The 15042-nt window shown below is 63.4% G+C and carries 14 protein-coding genes; 7 read left to right on the top strand and 7 right to left on the bottom strand.

Features of this window, described 5'->3' with window-relative positions:
- The first annotated feature begins 335 nt into the window (after positions 1-335).
- Positions 336-791 carry a hypothetical protein gene (locus LAC81_RS11720; protein WP_223724929.1) on the top strand — a complete coding sequence of 152 codons (456 nt, stop codon included), beginning with the start codon at positions 336-338 and terminating at the stop codon, positions 789-791.
- A 58-nt stretch (positions 792-849) separates the two neighbouring features.
- Here LAC81_RS11720 and LAC81_RS11715 read toward each other — a convergent pair whose 3' ends face one another.
- The 3 genes from LAC81_RS11715 to LAC81_RS11705 form a co-directional block, all read right to left on the bottom strand.
- Complete coding sequence (locus LAC81_RS11715; RefSeq protein WP_223724928.1) at positions 850-1725, bottom strand: 50S ribosomal protein L11 methyltransferase; 876 nt, start codon at positions 1723-1725, stop codon at positions 850-852.
- Between the two features lie 160 nt (positions 1726-1885).
- On the bottom strand, positions 1886-2485 hold the full coding sequence (locus LAC81_RS11710) for an SCO family protein (RefSeq protein WP_113540696.1): 600 nt from the start codon (positions 2483-2485) through the stop codon (positions 1886-1888).
- A 354-nt stretch (positions 2486-2839) separates the two neighbouring features.
- Positions 2840-2998: a hypothetical protein gene (locus LAC81_RS11705; RefSeq protein ID WP_223724927.1), complete on the bottom strand. Its 159-nt coding sequence runs from the start codon at positions 2996-2998 to the stop codon at positions 2840-2842.
- A 362-nt stretch (positions 2999-3360) separates the two neighbouring features.
- On the opposite strand from LAC81_RS11705, the gene LAC81_RS11700 reads away from it, so the two are divergent.
- From LAC81_RS11700 to LAC81_RS11690, 3 genes are all read left to right on the top strand, one after another.
- Positions 3361-5460 carry a methyl-accepting chemotaxis protein gene (locus tag LAC81_RS11700; protein WP_223724926.1) on the top strand — a complete coding sequence of 700 codons (2100 nt, stop codon included), beginning with the start codon at positions 3361-3363 and terminating at the stop codon, positions 5458-5460.
- Between the two features lie 2 nt (positions 5461-5462).
- Positions 5463-5927 carry a chemotaxis protein CheW gene (locus LAC81_RS11695; RefSeq protein ID WP_113540693.1) on the top strand — a complete coding sequence of 155 codons (465 nt, stop codon included), beginning with the start codon at positions 5463-5465 and terminating at the stop codon, positions 5925-5927.
- Positions 5928-6176: 249 nt separating this feature from the next.
- Entirely contained in the window at positions 6177-6479 is a 303-nt protein-coding gene (locus LAC81_RS11690; RefSeq protein ID WP_223724925.1) for a hypothetical protein, read from the top strand.
- Positions 6480-6624: 145 nt separating this feature from the next.
- On the opposite strand, the gene LAC81_RS11685 is transcribed toward LAC81_RS11690, so the two are convergent.
- Both LAC81_RS11685 and LAC81_RS11680 read right to left on the bottom strand, forming a co-directional pair.
- Complete coding sequence (locus tag LAC81_RS11685; RefSeq protein ID WP_223724924.1) at positions 6625-7122, bottom strand: CreA family protein; 498 nt, start codon at positions 7120-7122, stop codon at positions 6625-6627.
- A gap of 187 nt (positions 7123-7309) precedes the next feature.
- Positions 7310-8554, bottom strand: a complete 1245-nt coding sequence (locus LAC81_RS11680; protein ID WP_223724923.1) for a sensor domain-containing diguanylate cyclase — start codon at positions 8552-8554, stop codon at positions 7310-7312.
- A gap of 389 nt (positions 8555-8943) precedes the next feature.
- Between LAC81_RS11680 and LAC81_RS11675 the strand changes: the two genes are divergently transcribed.
- The 3 genes from LAC81_RS11675 to LAC81_RS11665 all read left to right on the top strand — a co-directional run bounded on the left by LAC81_RS11675 (position 8944) and on the right by LAC81_RS11665 (position 11068).
- Positions 8944-9612, top strand: a complete 669-nt coding sequence (locus LAC81_RS11675) for a phosphoribosyltransferase (RefSeq protein ID WP_223724922.1) — start codon at positions 8944-8946, stop codon at positions 9610-9612.
- Between the two features lie 170 nt (positions 9613-9782).
- Positions 9783-10421, top strand: a complete 639-nt coding sequence (locus LAC81_RS11670; RefSeq protein ID WP_223724921.1) for a cysteine hydrolase family protein — start codon at positions 9783-9785, stop codon at positions 10419-10421.
- Between the two features lie 185 nt (positions 10422-10606).
- Complete coding sequence (locus tag LAC81_RS11665; RefSeq protein ID WP_223724920.1) at positions 10607-11068, top strand: GNAT family N-acetyltransferase; 462 nt, start codon at positions 10607-10609, stop codon at positions 11066-11068.
- Positions 11069-11095: 27 nt separating this feature from the next.
- On the opposite strand, the gene LAC81_RS11660 is transcribed toward LAC81_RS11665, so the two are convergent.
- Positions 11096-12346 (bottom strand): adenylate/guanylate cyclase domain-containing protein, encoded by a 1251-nt coding sequence (locus tag LAC81_RS11660; RefSeq protein WP_223724919.1) that lies wholly within the window; start codon positions 12344-12346, stop codon positions 11096-11098.
- Between the two features lie 154 nt (positions 12347-12500).
- Positions 12501-14966 (bottom strand): ATP-dependent helicase, encoded by a 2466-nt coding sequence (locus LAC81_RS11655; RefSeq protein WP_223727812.1) that lies wholly within the window; start codon positions 14964-14966, stop codon positions 12501-12503.
- Positions 14967-15042 lie beyond the last annotated feature (76 nt).

The raw sequence follows: 15042 nt of genomic DNA, 5'->3' as shown, positions 1-15042 counted from the left end.
CAAGGGTGGTCAGCTTCGGAACGGTAGACGCCCGCTCGAGCACTCCTCCTCCTCAGGCTCGCGGGCATGGTTGGCCACAAGCCAACCAGCAGGCGATGCCACTGGCATCGCCTTTGTTTCGAAAGGCCGCCCGTCATGATAGACGTGGCGGCCTTTTCGCTTTTTCCGGATGATTGGTCACGGCGAGGAGTGGCGGCGCATCGCGGAAAGGCCCTTCGTCGGCTTGCCCCGCCTGCGCTTGAAACCCTCCGAAATTGCAGAAGGCATGCATCTGCTCGCATTACATTCGGGTGGTATCGTTCCGACGAATCGATAGGGCCGTGAAGGGAGTTCGCGTGCCAAGCTTGAACTTCATACAACTCAACGCCAACTGGAATGCTGATCCGAATGTTCCGGCGGTGGAAGTCCGCGCGGCAGGAAGCGTAATCCAGCTTTGCTTTCGGATGGATTCTCGGGGGCAGGAGGCGCGCGAGGATGAGATCGGTTATCTCACGTTCAACGGATGCCAAGCTTGGCGGCTCGGGGCGACCAATGACGAGGGTTGGTTTCGGGGCCAGTGTCGTTACAGCATGCTCGCCCCGAATTGGGGTGAGTTCTACAAGCTGGTGGGCGACGATCCTCTCCGCGACCAGGTGCCGGACTTGCGTCCGGCACCGATGCCAGAGCCGGCGGACAGGCATTTCCTATTTTATCTTCGCGACGACACTTTCGAGTGCTTGGCGCGGGATTGGTCTTTCGAGCGACGGGCGCCGACGATGTTGATTCAGGATGTCGTGGCCGCGCAGGATTAGGGACCGCGCTAGCGGGATTGGCTGCTCGCTTGCGGCGCCGGTCCAGTGCCTACGGCCCTCACTTCTCCAGGTGAATCGTCACCCATCCGTTGCGCCAGATGGTACGCACGTGGCGCAGGTGCTGGCCGTTGTAGTGGGCGAGCACCTTCCATCGCTGTTCGGCGAGAATACCGGAGAGAATGACCGAGCCGCCGGGGGCGAGGTTGGCGACGAGCTGTGGCGCCATCTTCATCAGCGGGCGGGCCAGAATATTGGCGATGATGAGATCGAAGGGGCCGTTGGCGCTGAAGGCGGTGGAGTGGAAGCCGGGGGCGGTCGCAAAGGTCATGCCGGTGACGACGCCGTTGACCCGGGCGTTTTCTTCGGCGACGCGTGTGGCGATCGGGTCGATGTCGGTGGCAAGCACCGGCACGTGCATCAGCTTCCAGGCGGCGATGGCCAGCACGCCGCTGCCGGTGCCGAGGTCGAGCACGTTGCGCACGGTGCGGGTGCGCGCGACGGTGGCCAGCACTTCGAGGCAGCCGGCAGTCGTGCCGTGATGGCCGGTGCCGAAGGCCTGGCCGGCGTCGATCTCGATGGCGATCTCGCCGGTCTTGACCTTGTCGCGGTCATGGGAGCCGTGCACGACGAAGCGGCCGGCACGCACCGGCGCCAGGCCCTCGAGCGACTTGGCGATCCAGTCGATATCCGGCAGCACTTCGCGCTCGATCGGGAGATGGGCGAAGTCTTCGCGAAGCGCTTCGGCAAGGCGTTCGTTCACACCCTCCTCGTCGACCGCCATCATGTAGATCGAGGCTTCCCAGACGTCGCGCTTCTCGTCGACTTCCGTCGTGCCGATGGCAAAGTCTTCCTCGCCGAAGACCTCGCTCATGCGGTCGAGCACAGCTTCCGCCTGCTTCTCGGTGGTGGTGACGAAAAGTCTGATCTCGCTCAAGGCCCTGTCCTTCGGCTGGGAAATCCGCCGCCCGCATCAAACCGTGGAAGGGTGCGCCAAGCGTCGGCAATCGTGTGCTGTGCGCTATCACGATTGCCCCACAAAGGCAAAGCGCCGGACGGAGCCGGCGCTTGCAACTTCACATCGCTATCGAAGGGGTTCAGCCCTTGGTCAGGTTTTCCAGCTTCTTGACCGCCGTTTCCGGGTTTTCCTCGTAGGCGATCGTGCCGGAGAAATGGCCGTTGGCGTCGAGCAGGAAGACGGAGGCCGTGTGGTCCATGGTGTAGTCGCCATTCGGCTGGGCCGCGTCGACCGGTACCTTCTTGGCATAGACGCGGAAGCCCTTGACCATCTCCATTACCTTGTCAGCCGGGCCGGAAATGCCGGTGATGCGCTTGGAGACATTGGAGACGTACTGACCGAGGATTTCCGGCGTGTCGCGCTCGGGATCGACGGTGATGAAATAGGCCTGCAGCTTGTTGCCTTCGGGATCGACCTTTTCCAGCCAGCCGTTCAACTCGAACAGCGTCGTCGGGCAGACTTCCGGGCAATGGGTGAAGCCGAAGAAGAGGGCGGTCGGTTTGCCGGTGAAGGCCTTTTCGGTGATTTCCTTGCCGTCCTGGGCGACCAGCGTGAAGGGAACGCCGAAGGGGCCGGAGGCAGCCTGCTGCTTCGACTGGGTCATTTCATAGGTCAGCCAGCCCAGAATGCCCGCCATGACGACGACGGCGGCCCAGAGGACGATGCGGATGGTTTTCATGCTTGCTACCGATTTAGTTGGGGCCAGCGAAGGCCATGTCCGGTTGATCGCTTCTTGATACCGCCTTCACCGGGGGCGCGCAAATGGGACAATTGCCGCAGGTTGTGGTGCAACCTTGCGGATTTGCCTCTCATCCCGCTGCCGCGACCTTCTCCCCGTCATGACGGGGAGAAGGGCCGTGTGGCGATCGCTCACTTCAACATGGGCCTCGGTGCGCCAACATGAAAGACGCAAGAACGCATGGTGACGTTGAGCAGTGCTCGTACCCTCTCCCCGCATGCGGGGAGAGGGTTAGGGTGAGGGGTAAAGCCCGGCGTAAACTGGAAGCGCTCGTCCTGGCGGCGCCAGTCTATTCTAAAGGCACCAGGAAAGGCCGGACTGGGCAAGCGCCAGGAACATCTCGGCGCCGTTCTCCATCCAGCCGCGGAAGGCAAGCAGCATGACAACAGCGATCCCGGCCGCAAGGCTTGCGGCAAGGGGAAGGCGGATAGAGCGCTGGGTCTTCGTGTTCATGGCGACATCATAGCAGTTCATGGGGCAAGGGGAAGGCGGGTCGTATGCCAAGTGCCGTCGTGGATCGGTGGGGGCGCAGGAAATGGTGGATATGGTCTCGGGCCCTTGATCGATTGTGTCTGCAAGTGCCGGAAAACCAGGGCTTGCAGCGCATATGTGCAAATATTGAAATAGCCGTTTTCCCTGGGGATTGGGCGCCTGCCTTAGCGAATGTTTAAGGTCTGTTTGACAGTGTTTTTCCACGCGGGAGGAGTGTTCGCTCTCCGACATGACATGAGGTCAGCCGGCTTTATCGGCCCCGGTTTTCCGTATCGATCGTAGGAGGACTCCGCTTCACGCGGATCCGTGACCATGGACTCCCTATGACTGCCACATCTGCCTCCCTGAAACGCAATCTTTCCGTGAGCCAGCGGCTGGCGACGCTTGCCGGCGCCGCTTTTGTCGGCTTTGGTTCCGTGCTCGGGGTCGGCTGGTATGAGGGTAGTCGTGCGAATGACGCATTGCACGGCGCGATCGCGGCACAGAACGGCCTGACGACCGTCGACGAAATCCGCCTTGCGACGACCAATCTCGTGCTCAATGCGATGGACAGCATCATCGATCGTGACGAGGGCGCGATCCAGCCGGCGCGTGCCGCGAGCATTGCCGGCACCCTGAAACTGCTCGAGACGAAATCTGCCGATATCAAGGCGCTTGCCCAGCTGCTCGGCCGCACCGATGCGCTTTCGACCTACGACGCCGATGTCGCGGAACTGCGCCGGGCGATCGGCACGGACCTGAAGGCGCTGATCGAAGGCAAGGCTTCGGCCGACGATTTCGGCAAGATCGACGATGCGATCGATGGCGCCGGCGAACGGGTCGCCACCGCCTTGACCGGACTTTCCGAAGCCGCGACCGCATTGGTGCAGGCGCGCGTTGCCGAGGCGCGCACAGTGTCCGACCAGGCGTTCCGGCTTCAGGTGGCCGCGGGACTGCTGGCGATGGCGACGCTGCTTTATCTGCTCTGGTTCCACGGCAGCACGCTCCGCGCCGGCATTCTCAACCTGCGCAACGGCATGCAGCGGATCCAGAACGGCGATCTTGCAGCCAAGGTCGAGGCGCTCGACCGCGGCGACGAAATCGGCGCCATGGCGCGCTCCGTCGATCTCTTCCGCCTGTCGGCGATCGAGAAGCAGTCGCTCGAACAGAGTGCCGCACGCAGCCGGCGCGAAATCGAGAAGGAACGCGAGGAGCAGCAGAACGAGCGGGAGGCGGCGGTGCGCCGCATCCAGGCGGCGATCGACAATCTCGGCCGTGCCCTGACGCAGCTTGCCGATGGCGATCTCGCCGTTGCGATCGACCGGCCCTTCGACGGCAACCTCGATCAGCTCCGCCAGAATTTCAACCAGACGGTCGAACGGCTCCGTGTCGTGCTTTCGAGCGTCAAGGAAAATGCGCTCTCGATCGAATCCAACGGCCGGCAGATGCGCAGTGCCGCTGACGATCTGGCGCGCCGCACCGAGCGGCAGGCCGCTTCGCTAGAGCAGACCTCGGCCGCACTCGACGAAATCACCGTGACGGTGCACACCGCGACCCAGCGCGCCGAAGAGGCAAGCCGCATGGTCGGCGAGACGCGCACCAATGCGGAAGAGTCCGGCCGCATCGTCGGCGAGGCGATCGCCGCCATGGCGCGCATCGAAAATGCCTCGAACGAGATCGGCAAGATCATCAACGTCATCGATGAGATTGCCTTCCAGACCAACCTTCTGGCGCTGAATGCCGGCGTCGAGGCGGCCCGAGCAGGCGAAGCCGGAAAGGGCTTTGCGGTCGTGGCGCAGGAAGTGCGCGAACTTGCGCAGCGTGCCGCGGGCGCTGCCAAGGATATCAAGGCGCTGGTCAGCCGCTCCGGCAACGAGGTCGGCAGCGGTGTCAAGCTCGTCCGGGCGACGGGTGAGGCGCTCGGCCGGATCGGCACAGACGTGGCGCGCATCAACGAACACATGACCTCGATCGTCATGGCGGCGCGCGAGCAGTCGACCGGTCTCAACGAGATCAGTACCGCCGTCGGCCAGCTCGACCAGATGACGCAGCAGAATGCGGCCATGGTCGAACAGACCAATGCGTCGAGCCATACGCTGGCGCAGGACGCCGAGCGCCTCACCGGCCTCGTCGGCCAGTTCCACGAAGGCCACACGATGCAGCGCGTCATGCCCACCCTGGCGCCGGCGCCGGTGGCGCCATCGGCAAGGACGGCCGCCCCTGTTCAGGCGAAAGTATCTCCGGCTTCGGCCGTTCAGCGGCCGGCCGCCAAGGGCACCAGCGAAGCGGTGCCGCTGCGCAAGATCGGCACCGCCAAAATGGCGTCGTTTCCAACTCCATCTCCCGCAAAGGCCCTGATGGGCAAGCTGGCGGGCGCATTCGGCAACAAACCGGGCTCCGTGCCGTCGACGACGGCCTCCGGTGAGAACTGGGAAGAATTCTGACCATGACCAACGCAATCAAGCAGTCCGGCGCCTATCTCGAAATCGTATCGTTCCATCTCGGCGACCAGGAATTCTGCATCGACATCATGGCGATCCGCGAAATCCGCGGCTGGGCGCCGGTAACCCCGATGCCGCACACGCCGCCCTACGTGCTAGGCCTCATCAACCTGCGTGGCGCGGTGATCCCGGTCATCGACATGGCCGCACGGCTCGGCATGAAGATGACGGAACCTTCGGAACGCTCGGCGATCATCGTCACCGACATTGCCGGCAAGCTCGTCGGCCTTTTGGTCGAGCAGGTCTCGGACATGATGACGATCAAGAGCGAGGCGCTGCAGCCGGCGCCGGAGATCATTCCGGAAGCGCAGCGCGCCTTCTGCCGTGGCATCGTGGCCCTGGAAAAGACCATGGTCTGCTTCCTCAACCTCGATACGGTCATCGCCGACGAACTGGCACAGGCGGCCTGAGTTCGACTGCCGGTAGAATTGACAAGCACCCCGGTGGCATCGCCACCGGGGTGCTTTGCGTTTCGGCTGTGTTCGGGCAGTTTGGGGGAGTCTCCGGTCAAGTTAAACTTCAGCAATGATCTTCACGCTTGGGCGATGCCATTGTGACAAAACGTCATGTGGCTGGCAGCAATACTTGTACTAATTTAACGGTGTTGCTGGGTGCCCGAATGGAGGCCGGGTGCCTGTCCCCAAACAGGAGTTGAACTCATGACAATCTCTGTCAGGAAACTTTTAGCCGCGCTCTCCGTAACGATGTTGGTAGCCGGGCCGGCTTTGGCCGATAGCTATTATCCGGGCATCGACGTCAACAATCCTCCCGGAACGCAGAACATGCACAAGACCACGCCGATGACGAAGCGCTACGCTGCGCCGGTCGATACGATGGCGACGGGCAGCATCAGCAGAACCTCTACGCCGACCCCGATCTATCGTGAACGTCAGCCGTTCGGCGGTTATCAGGGCGGCGATGGCGATTACTATCAGGGCATAGTCCCGCCGACGTCCTATTGAGCACGCAGATCCGGGACGAGGTGCTCCCACACACTTCGCCTCGTTCCGCTCTGGCGAGGTTCCGGAAGCGTCCGTGAAGGGGTGGGCGCTTCACACCTCCATGACGGATTGCCTTGCAGGCCCGATACAGGCGGCAGGGCCGCTCCTACTGCGGCTTTCCGTTCTGCCAGGTGACCGTCTGTCCGTAGAGCGGAATGGTGGTGATCGACATCTTGGCCGAGCCGTCGGTCAATTCACGTGAATGCGCGAGATAGATCAACGTATCGTTCTTGCGATCGTAAATCCTTGTGACCAGCAGGTTCTTCCAGACGAGCGAAAGCCCGGCGCGAAACACTTCCTCGCCTTCCTTGGAGAGATCGATGTCGCCGATTTCGATCGGACCGGTCTGCCGGCAGGCGATCGAGTTGTTCGACGGGTCCTCGAACCAGTTGCCGTTCTTCAGCCTGTCGATGACGCTGCGGTCGAAATAGGTGACGTGGCAGGTGACGCCCTTGACCTTAGGGTCAGTGACGGCATCGACCATGATATCGTTTCCAAGCCAGTCGACACCGACCTCGCCGACCGTTTCGGCGCGCGCGGGCAGGGAGGTCGCCGCAAAGGCGGCGAGACCGGCAACGAAGAGAGCGCGAACAGCACGCAACATGATTGTCCTCCTGCAGCGACGCGCGTCTCTCAGACACGTGAGAGGTCGCCCTGGCGTTTCGAATGGCCGCGTGTGTCGGTGAACCGGTTGCGGTTCGGGGAGACATGCACTGGGCCAAGCTCACATAGGTTTAGGACGCGGCATTACAAGCCGCAGGGGGTGGGCAGCAGGGTTCGGGCCACAGGGGTCAGCCGGTATCGCGCAGCAGCCTCGGTTCGAAGCTGCGGCTGTCGGCCGCGCGCAACTGCGCGGCTGCACCAGCGAGCGCCCGCGCACTGGCGCCGGGCTGGAAGCGGCCGGCAATCGTGCAGCGATCGCGCCCGTCGGCCTTGGCGTCGTAGAGCGCCATGTCGGCGCGGATCATGATGTCGCTGATCGTGTCGCCCGGCACGGCCTCGGCAAGGCCGATGCTCACCGTCAGCCGGATCGGTCGATCGAAGCGGCCGATCGGCGTGTCGCGCACCACGCGGCCGATCTCTTCGGCGAGCGTGAAGGCCTTATCTTCCGTGTGATTGGGCAGGACGATTCCGAACTCTTCGCCGCCGATGCGCCCCAGAGTGCCGCGGCCGGTGAGGCAGGCAGCCACGGTGCCGGCAAAGTGGCCTAGCGCGGCGTCGCCGACCGCATGGCCATAACGATCGTTGATCTGCTTGAAGTAATCGAGATCGAGCAGCAGGAAGGACACCGGCTGTTGCCGTGCGAGACTGGTGGCAAGCGCCCGCTGGCCAAGATCGAGCAGGGCACGCCGCGACAGGGCACCCGTCAACTCGTCGCGCGCGATCGCCGTCTTGAGGTCGGCGATCACCCGGTTCTGGATCATCAGGATCACGCCAAGGAAGAGCGCCGGCAGGTAAAAGGAGCGCATCACGGCGCACGCGAAGTCCCAGCTGACGGGTTGAGGTGGAACCGATGCGGCCACATGGGCGGCTGGCGAAAGCACGGTGACCGCAAGCAGCGTCGAACAGCCGGTTGCCGCGCAAGCGATGACGCAGAGCCGCTCCACCGGGCCGGGCGCCTGGCGCCGGTGCTGCGAACAGACGGCGATGATCAGCACGAAGGCGGCGACGATGCCGATGACGGAGAGCGCATGCAAGGTGGTGCTCCGTGCGCCGAATGCCGCGATCAGCAGCGCGACGACTGCCAGGGACCCTGCTGCGACGAGGGCTGTCGAGGTGCGTTTTTGCACGCCGAGCGCATGGTGAAAACCGCAGAGCACGAGCAGGCAGGCGCCGGCCAGAAACACGAGGCCGATCAGCGACAGCGGCTGCAGCGTCGGAAACTCGGAGAGCAACATGAACAGGGTCGCCGCGCTTGCAAATGCGCAAGCCGTGGCGAAGTCCGTGCCGCCCTCGATCATCGAGGCCCGCAGCGAAACAAGGACCGGGAGCATCGCCAGAAGAGCGATGATCGATATGGCAGGGAGAAAGCTCATTTCGAAACGGCCTGTCGTGCTAAAATCAACAAAGGCGGCTTGCGTCTCAGCCAGATATGCGAGGCCAATTGGTAGCGAGGGCGCCTTAACGAAACCCGGCGAAATCCGTTGCAATTTTACCGATTGGTCGGGATTGGCACGGTTGTTCACAAGGGCACCCGGGCAACTGACGGATGGTGGATCGCCCCCGCTTTCATGCGTGGCTTCATGCCAGCTCCTCAGATGTCCTTGGGCCGGGCAGGGGCGCGGGAAACAGAGCCTTGAATGCAAGGCCAAACGTCGCGGAACCCGACCGGGTCTTCTTGTTCCGTTTCTGCGGGACCAAGTGCCTCCTCGTGCGTTGAATGGGATCCGACCCGCGGCGACGGGCGCAATCTGGGAGAGGTGAGGTGTTTACGGGAACATGGCTCTTCGAAGACAGGACGGACGCCGGACGGCAGCTCGCCGAGACGATCGCGGGGGAGACGCTGACCAACCCGCTGGTGGTGGCGCTGCCAAGGGGCGGCGTGCCGGTCGCCTATGAGATTGCCGTTCGCATCGGTGCGCCACTCGATATCCTGATCGTGCGCAAGATCGGCGCGCCCGGGCATGCGGAATTCGGACTTGGTGCTCTGGTCGACGGCGAGGAGCCCGAGCTTGTTCTCAACCGCCAGGCCATCCTGCTCGTGCGCCCCGCAAAAGGCTATGTGGAGGCGGAGACCGGGCGCCAGCACGCCGAAATCCTGCGCCGCCGCGCGCTTTATTTCGGAGATCGCCAACCGCTCTCGCCGAGGGACCGCGACGTGATCCTCGTCGATGACGGCATTGCCACCGGCGGCACTGTGCGCGCGGCGATCAAGGCCTTGCGCCGGGCACAGCCACGCCGCCTGCTGCTGGCGGTTCCGGTCGCGCCGAAAAGTGAGCTCAACGAGTTGCGCAGCTCCGTCGATCGCATCATCTGCCTCGCCACCCCCGCCGCTTTCCGCGCCGTCGGCCTGCACTACCGCGACTTCGAGCAAACGAGCGACGAGGAAGTGATCGCCTTGATGAAGAAGGCGCGGCGGGAGGATGAGGCTTGAATGGCTCTTGGAACAGGCCGGCGCGTCGGTTGCTGCATTTGCAGTCACCCATCCATATAGTTGCATGAAGCGCGTTCTGCCGTATTGCAACTGCGGGGCACGCGCGCCACATTCCCGGCGCGAGATGTTGGCGGAGTGGGCGCCGGAGGAGGCGACCCCGAGGAGAGGCTATGACCGCGAAGCTGGAAATTGGAAAGACGCTTGAGGATTTCTGCCGTCCGGAGCGCATGGCGCTCGTCGTCTACGACATGCAGGTTGGCATCACCGGACAGATGAAGAATGGCGCCGAGATTACCGAAAAGGTGCTGAAGGTTCTTGAGGCGGCGCGGGCAGGCGGGTTTCCGGTGATCTTCCTGCGGCATCTGTCGATGCCGAAGCCGCTGATGGGTGCCTTCCAGATGCGCCAGGCGATGGCCTGGCAGCGGACGGATGATCCGGATGCCGTGCATCCGTGGTTCCTGCGCGGCACACCGGGGTTCGAGCTGGTGCCGGAGCTGCAGCCTCGCGCGGACGAGGCTATCCTCGACAAGATCACTTTCTCAGCCTTTGAAGGCACGCCCCTCGCCATGATCCTGCGCGATCTCGGGCTCACTTCCTTTGCGATCTGCGGCATTGCCACCGAGATCGGCATCGACCCGACCGTGCGCCACGCGACCGATCTCGGCCTCGTGCCGATCGTCGTGCGGGATGCCTGCGGGGCCGGCCATCACGAAGCCGGCGAACGTTCGATGGAAAACATCGTCTTCATGGGGGACGCGATCATGACCGACGTTCAGGCAATCACGGCGGCGATGGCCAAGGGGCGATGACCAGGCGCCCGTGCTGCTCCATCCTCCAGAAGTCTCAGTTCGCCGCGAGCACGCGACGAAGAGATCACTTTCATCGGCGGTGCGTTCATGACCTATGTTCCGGCGATTAGATCAGCGACTACCGCGCCGATGACACGGCGTCATGTGCTCAGTGCCCCTCCATCCCATCTACCACAGGATTAGAAATGACCGACAATCTCTGCATCCGCCCGATAGCCCGGACAGACTACGAACAGTGGCTGCCGCTCTGGGACGGCTATAACGCCTTCTACGGCCGTTCCGGCGAAACTGCGCTCGACCCCGCGATCACTGCCATGACCTGGTCGCGCTTCTTTGATGCCTATGAGCATGTTCATGCGCTAGTGGCCGAGAGCGAGGGGCGATTGATCGGGCTCACCCACTACCTCTTTCACCGCAACACGACGGCGATCCAGCCGAACTGCTATTTGCAGGACCTCTTCACGAATGCAGAGGCGCGCGGCAAGGGTGTCGGGCGGGCGCTGATCGAGGGGGTCTACGACGCGGCGCGGGCAGCCGGTTCGCCGCGCGTCTATTGGCAGACGCACGAGACCAATGTGACGGCGATGGCGCTCTATGACAAGGTGGCGGAGAAGTCCGGGTTCTTGGTGTACCGCAAGATGGTTTGAGGTGTGGCTGGCCCGGCGAGCCGTACTTCAGGTTTCCGCCTCCGCCCGGCTGCCAGCCACGCTTCCATCGCGGCTCGGCAACTGCATGTCCCAGATTTCGGTCGGACCGAAACCCTTGATGTCCTCATGGCCGGAGCTGGAAAACTCGAAGCGGCCGTTTAGCCGCTGCCTGATCTCCGCGGTCGTGGTTATGCAGCCGGGCTTGCCGATCGCCTCCAGGCGCGCTGCAAGGTTCACCGGCGCACCCCAGACGTCATAGGCGTATTTCGTTCGCCCAAGCACGCCGGCCGTGACTGATCCCGATGCCATGCCGGCGCGCAGCTTAAGCGTGACGCCATAGCGTTCGCCGACCTCGCGGGCCGCTCCGATCGCGCCGAAGCCGAACGCCGCTGCCGCCTCCTCGGGCGCGGGGTGCCTGGTGGGCACGCCGGCCACGGCCAGATAGGCGTCTCCGATGGTCTTGATCTTCTCGACGCCGACTGTTGCCGCCAGGCGATCGAACGCGCTGAAGAGTTCGTTGAGCAGGCTGACGGTTCTTTCCGGTCCCAGGCTGTTCGACAGGGCCACGAACTCGACGATGTCGGTCAAGACCACGGTCGCATGCTCGAATTCATCGATGATCGTCTCCCGCTCGTTTCTCAGCAGCCGACCGACGATTTCATCCGGCATGATCGACGCCATCAGGCGGGCGAGCCGGCCTTGCGCTTCTCGTGCGAGGTGAAAGGCATAGTAGATCGTGGCGAAGCACATGAGCGTGAGGGTGACGATCGACGACGAATGGAGAAGCTGCAGGAAGCGGTTGTCGTCATAGACGCCCGATTGCGCCTCGGGAAACGCGATGGATGCGGCGATGACCGTGATCGTCGTCACGGCGCTCAGGACCGCCACCAGGGCGATGTTCTGAAACCCGAGGATCGCGAAGGCGACCGGCGTCACGCCGAGCAGGGTCAGCAGCACGCCGGAATCTCTGCCGACATAGGAAGCGATCCACACCAGGATCACGACGCAGATCCCGAATTCCCAAAGCCCTGACGCGACGCGCCCGAACCGATGGAAAAGTGGCGTCAGCGCGGCCGCGACCGCCAGGGCGAGATTGGCGTAGACGAGCGGCACCAGGCTTGGTTCGCCGTAGAGCGCGTAGATGAGCGCAAAGCCGGTCGTGGTGACGACGATCACGCAAGCCGCGACATTCGCGACGAGGATGCCTTCGCGGTCACCCTCGGCGACATTTGCCGCGCCCAGCTCCAGCAGGCCGCGAACAGCGCTCGTCCAGGACATGTCTCCATCCACTTCTCGTCGAGGGAGATCGGTACAAGGTGTCGTTCAAACGCGAGAATTGCGCCTGCAATATTATTGCACTTCGCCGCTCAGCGCCATGAGATCGATGGTTGCGCAGTCTCTAGAGGGTGCAAGTGAGGAGGGTTTGACCTGCTCACACCTTCTCTACGAAACCATCCAGCACTCGCTTTTGTCCTGCCCGGTCGAAGTCGATGGTGAGCTTGTTGCCTTCGATGGCGGCGATGTTGCCGTTGCCGAACTTCATGTGGAAGACGCGGTCGCCGACCGAGAAGCGCGAGGGTTCGGTGGCCGTCGATTTCGCCACCAGCTCGCCGTCGATGGTGCGGCCGCGCGGGCCGCTTTCGCCGTAGCCGATGCGTTCGACCGCATGGCCGGAGCGCGTGCCCCAGTTGTCGCGGGTGGCATCGGAGCGGTGCTGCTGGGCACGCTTCCAGCCGGGTGTCGAATAGTTGTTCTGGAAGGGATCGGCCTTGTCGAAGCGTGACTGGCCGTAACCGCCGCGGCCATAGCCGCCATAGGACTGTTCGTTTTCGGCCACGTCCACATGGGCGAGCGGCAGTTCGTCGAGGAAGCGCGACGGCATGGTCGACTGCCAGAGGCCGTGGATTCGGCGGTTGGAGACGAACCAGATGTGGCAGCGGTGCTTGGCGCGGGTGATGCCGACATAGGCGAGGCGCCGTTCTTCCTCGAGGCCGGAGCGACCACCCTCATCGAGCGCGCGCTGATGCGGAAACAGGCCTTCCTCCCAGCCGGGCAGGAAGACGGTGTCGAACTCCAGGCCCTTGGCCGAGTGCAGCGTCATGATCGAGACGGCATCGAGGTTCTCGTTCTGCTCGGCATCCATGACCAGAGCGACGTGTTCGAGGAAGCCGCGCAGTGACTCAAACGCTTCCATCGAGCGGATGAGTTCCTTCAGGTTTTCCAACCGTCCGGGAGCTTCTGCCGATTTGTCGTTCTGCCACATGGCGGTGTAGCCGCTCTCGTCGAGGATCTGCTCGGCGAGTTCGGTATGGACCGTCGTCTCAAGCAGGCTCTGCCAGCGGCGGAAATCGGTGACGACATCGAACAGGGCTTTCCGCGCCTTCGGCTTCAGCTCGTCGGTCTCGATGATCTCGGAGGCAGCCGCGAGCATCGGCACATCACGGGCGCGGGCATAGTCGTGCAGCGTGCGCACGGTGGTGTCGCCAAGGCCGCGTTTCGGCGTGTTGACGATGCGCTCGAAGGCGAGGTCGTCGGCCGGCTGGCAGACCAGGCGGAAATAGGCCATGGCGTCGCGGATTTCGAGGCGCTCGTAGAAGCGCGGGCCGCCGATGACGCGGTAGTTGAGGCCGAGGGTGACGAACCGGTCTTCGAACTCGCGCATCTGGAACGAGGCGCGCACCAGAATCGCCATGTCGTTCAGATTGTGCTTCTGGCGCTGGAGCTGCTCGATCTCCTCGCCGACGGCGCGGGCTTCCTCTTCGGAATCCCAGGCGGCGTGCACCTGCACCTTTTCATCGTCCGGATCGGTACGGTCGGTAAAGAGCGTCTTGCCGAGGCGGCCTTCGTTGTGGGCAATCAGATGACCGGCAGCGCCGAGGATATGTTCGGTCGAGCGGTAGTTGCGCTCGAGCTTGATCACCTTGGCGCCCGGGAAGTCCTTCTCGAAGCGCAGGATGTTATCCACTTCCGCGCCGCGCCAGCCGTAGATCGACTGGTCGTCGTCGCCGACGCAGCAGACGTTCTGCGGCACGCCCTTCGGCCGCTGGGCCAAGAGCCGCAGCCACATATACTGGGCCGTGTTGGTGTCCTGGTACTCGTCGACGAGAATGTAGCGGAACTTGTCGTGATAGTCCTTCAGCACGTCCGCATGCATGCGGAAAATGCGGATCGGGTGCAGGAGAAGATCGCCGAAGTCGCAGGCGTTCAGGGTCAATAGCCGGTTCTGGTAGGCGGCGTAGAGTTCGCGGCCCTTGCCATTGGCAAAGGCGCGGGCGTCGCCCTCGGGGATCTGCGCGGGATCGAGGCCCTTGTTCTTCCACCCGTCGATCATGCCGGCGAACTGCTTGGCGGGCCAGCGCTTGTCGTCGATGCCTTCGGCCTGGATCAGCTGCTTGATCAGCCTGATCACGTCATCGGTGTCGAGAATGGTGAAATCGGAACGCAGGCCGACGAGCTCGGCGTGGCGACGCAGCAGCTTGACGCCGATCGAGTGGAAGGTGCCGAGCCAGGGCATGCCTTCGACCGCATGGCCGACGAGCACGCCGATGCGCTCCTTCATCTCGCGCGCCGCCTTGTTGGTGAAGGTCACCGCCAGGATCTGCGAGGGGAAGGCGCGGCCGGTGGAAAGGATATGGGCGATGCGGGTCGTCAGCACCCGGGTCTTGCCTGTGCCGGCGCCGGCAAGCACGAGAACCGGCCCATCGAGCGTTTCGACCGCTTCGGACTGTTCCGGGTTGAGGCCGGAGAGATAATCCGGGCGCGGCTGGGCGCGATCACGCGCCGCCATGGCGCGCGCAGCGATACCTCCGGCGGCTGGAATACCTCCAGGGGCTGGCGACTGCTTGCGCGGCGCCGGCTCCTCGTCGAAGAAAGGAATATCGTCGAAACCACTCATCATGCGGCTCAATGTAGTGATTCGGTGGGGAAAGGCCAGAAAGGATGTTCTTCTTTTATTCCGTTTTCTGCGCCCGGCG

Origin of the sequence: Ensifer adhaerens (genome assembly GCF_020035535.1) — a bacterium.
In the GTDB taxonomy this organism is placed as follows: Bacteria; Pseudomonadota; Alphaproteobacteria; order Rhizobiales; family Rhizobiaceae; genus Ensifer.
The sequence above is the reverse complement of the archived record's forward strand: the minus strand, read 5'-3'. Positions and strand labels throughout refer to the sequence as shown.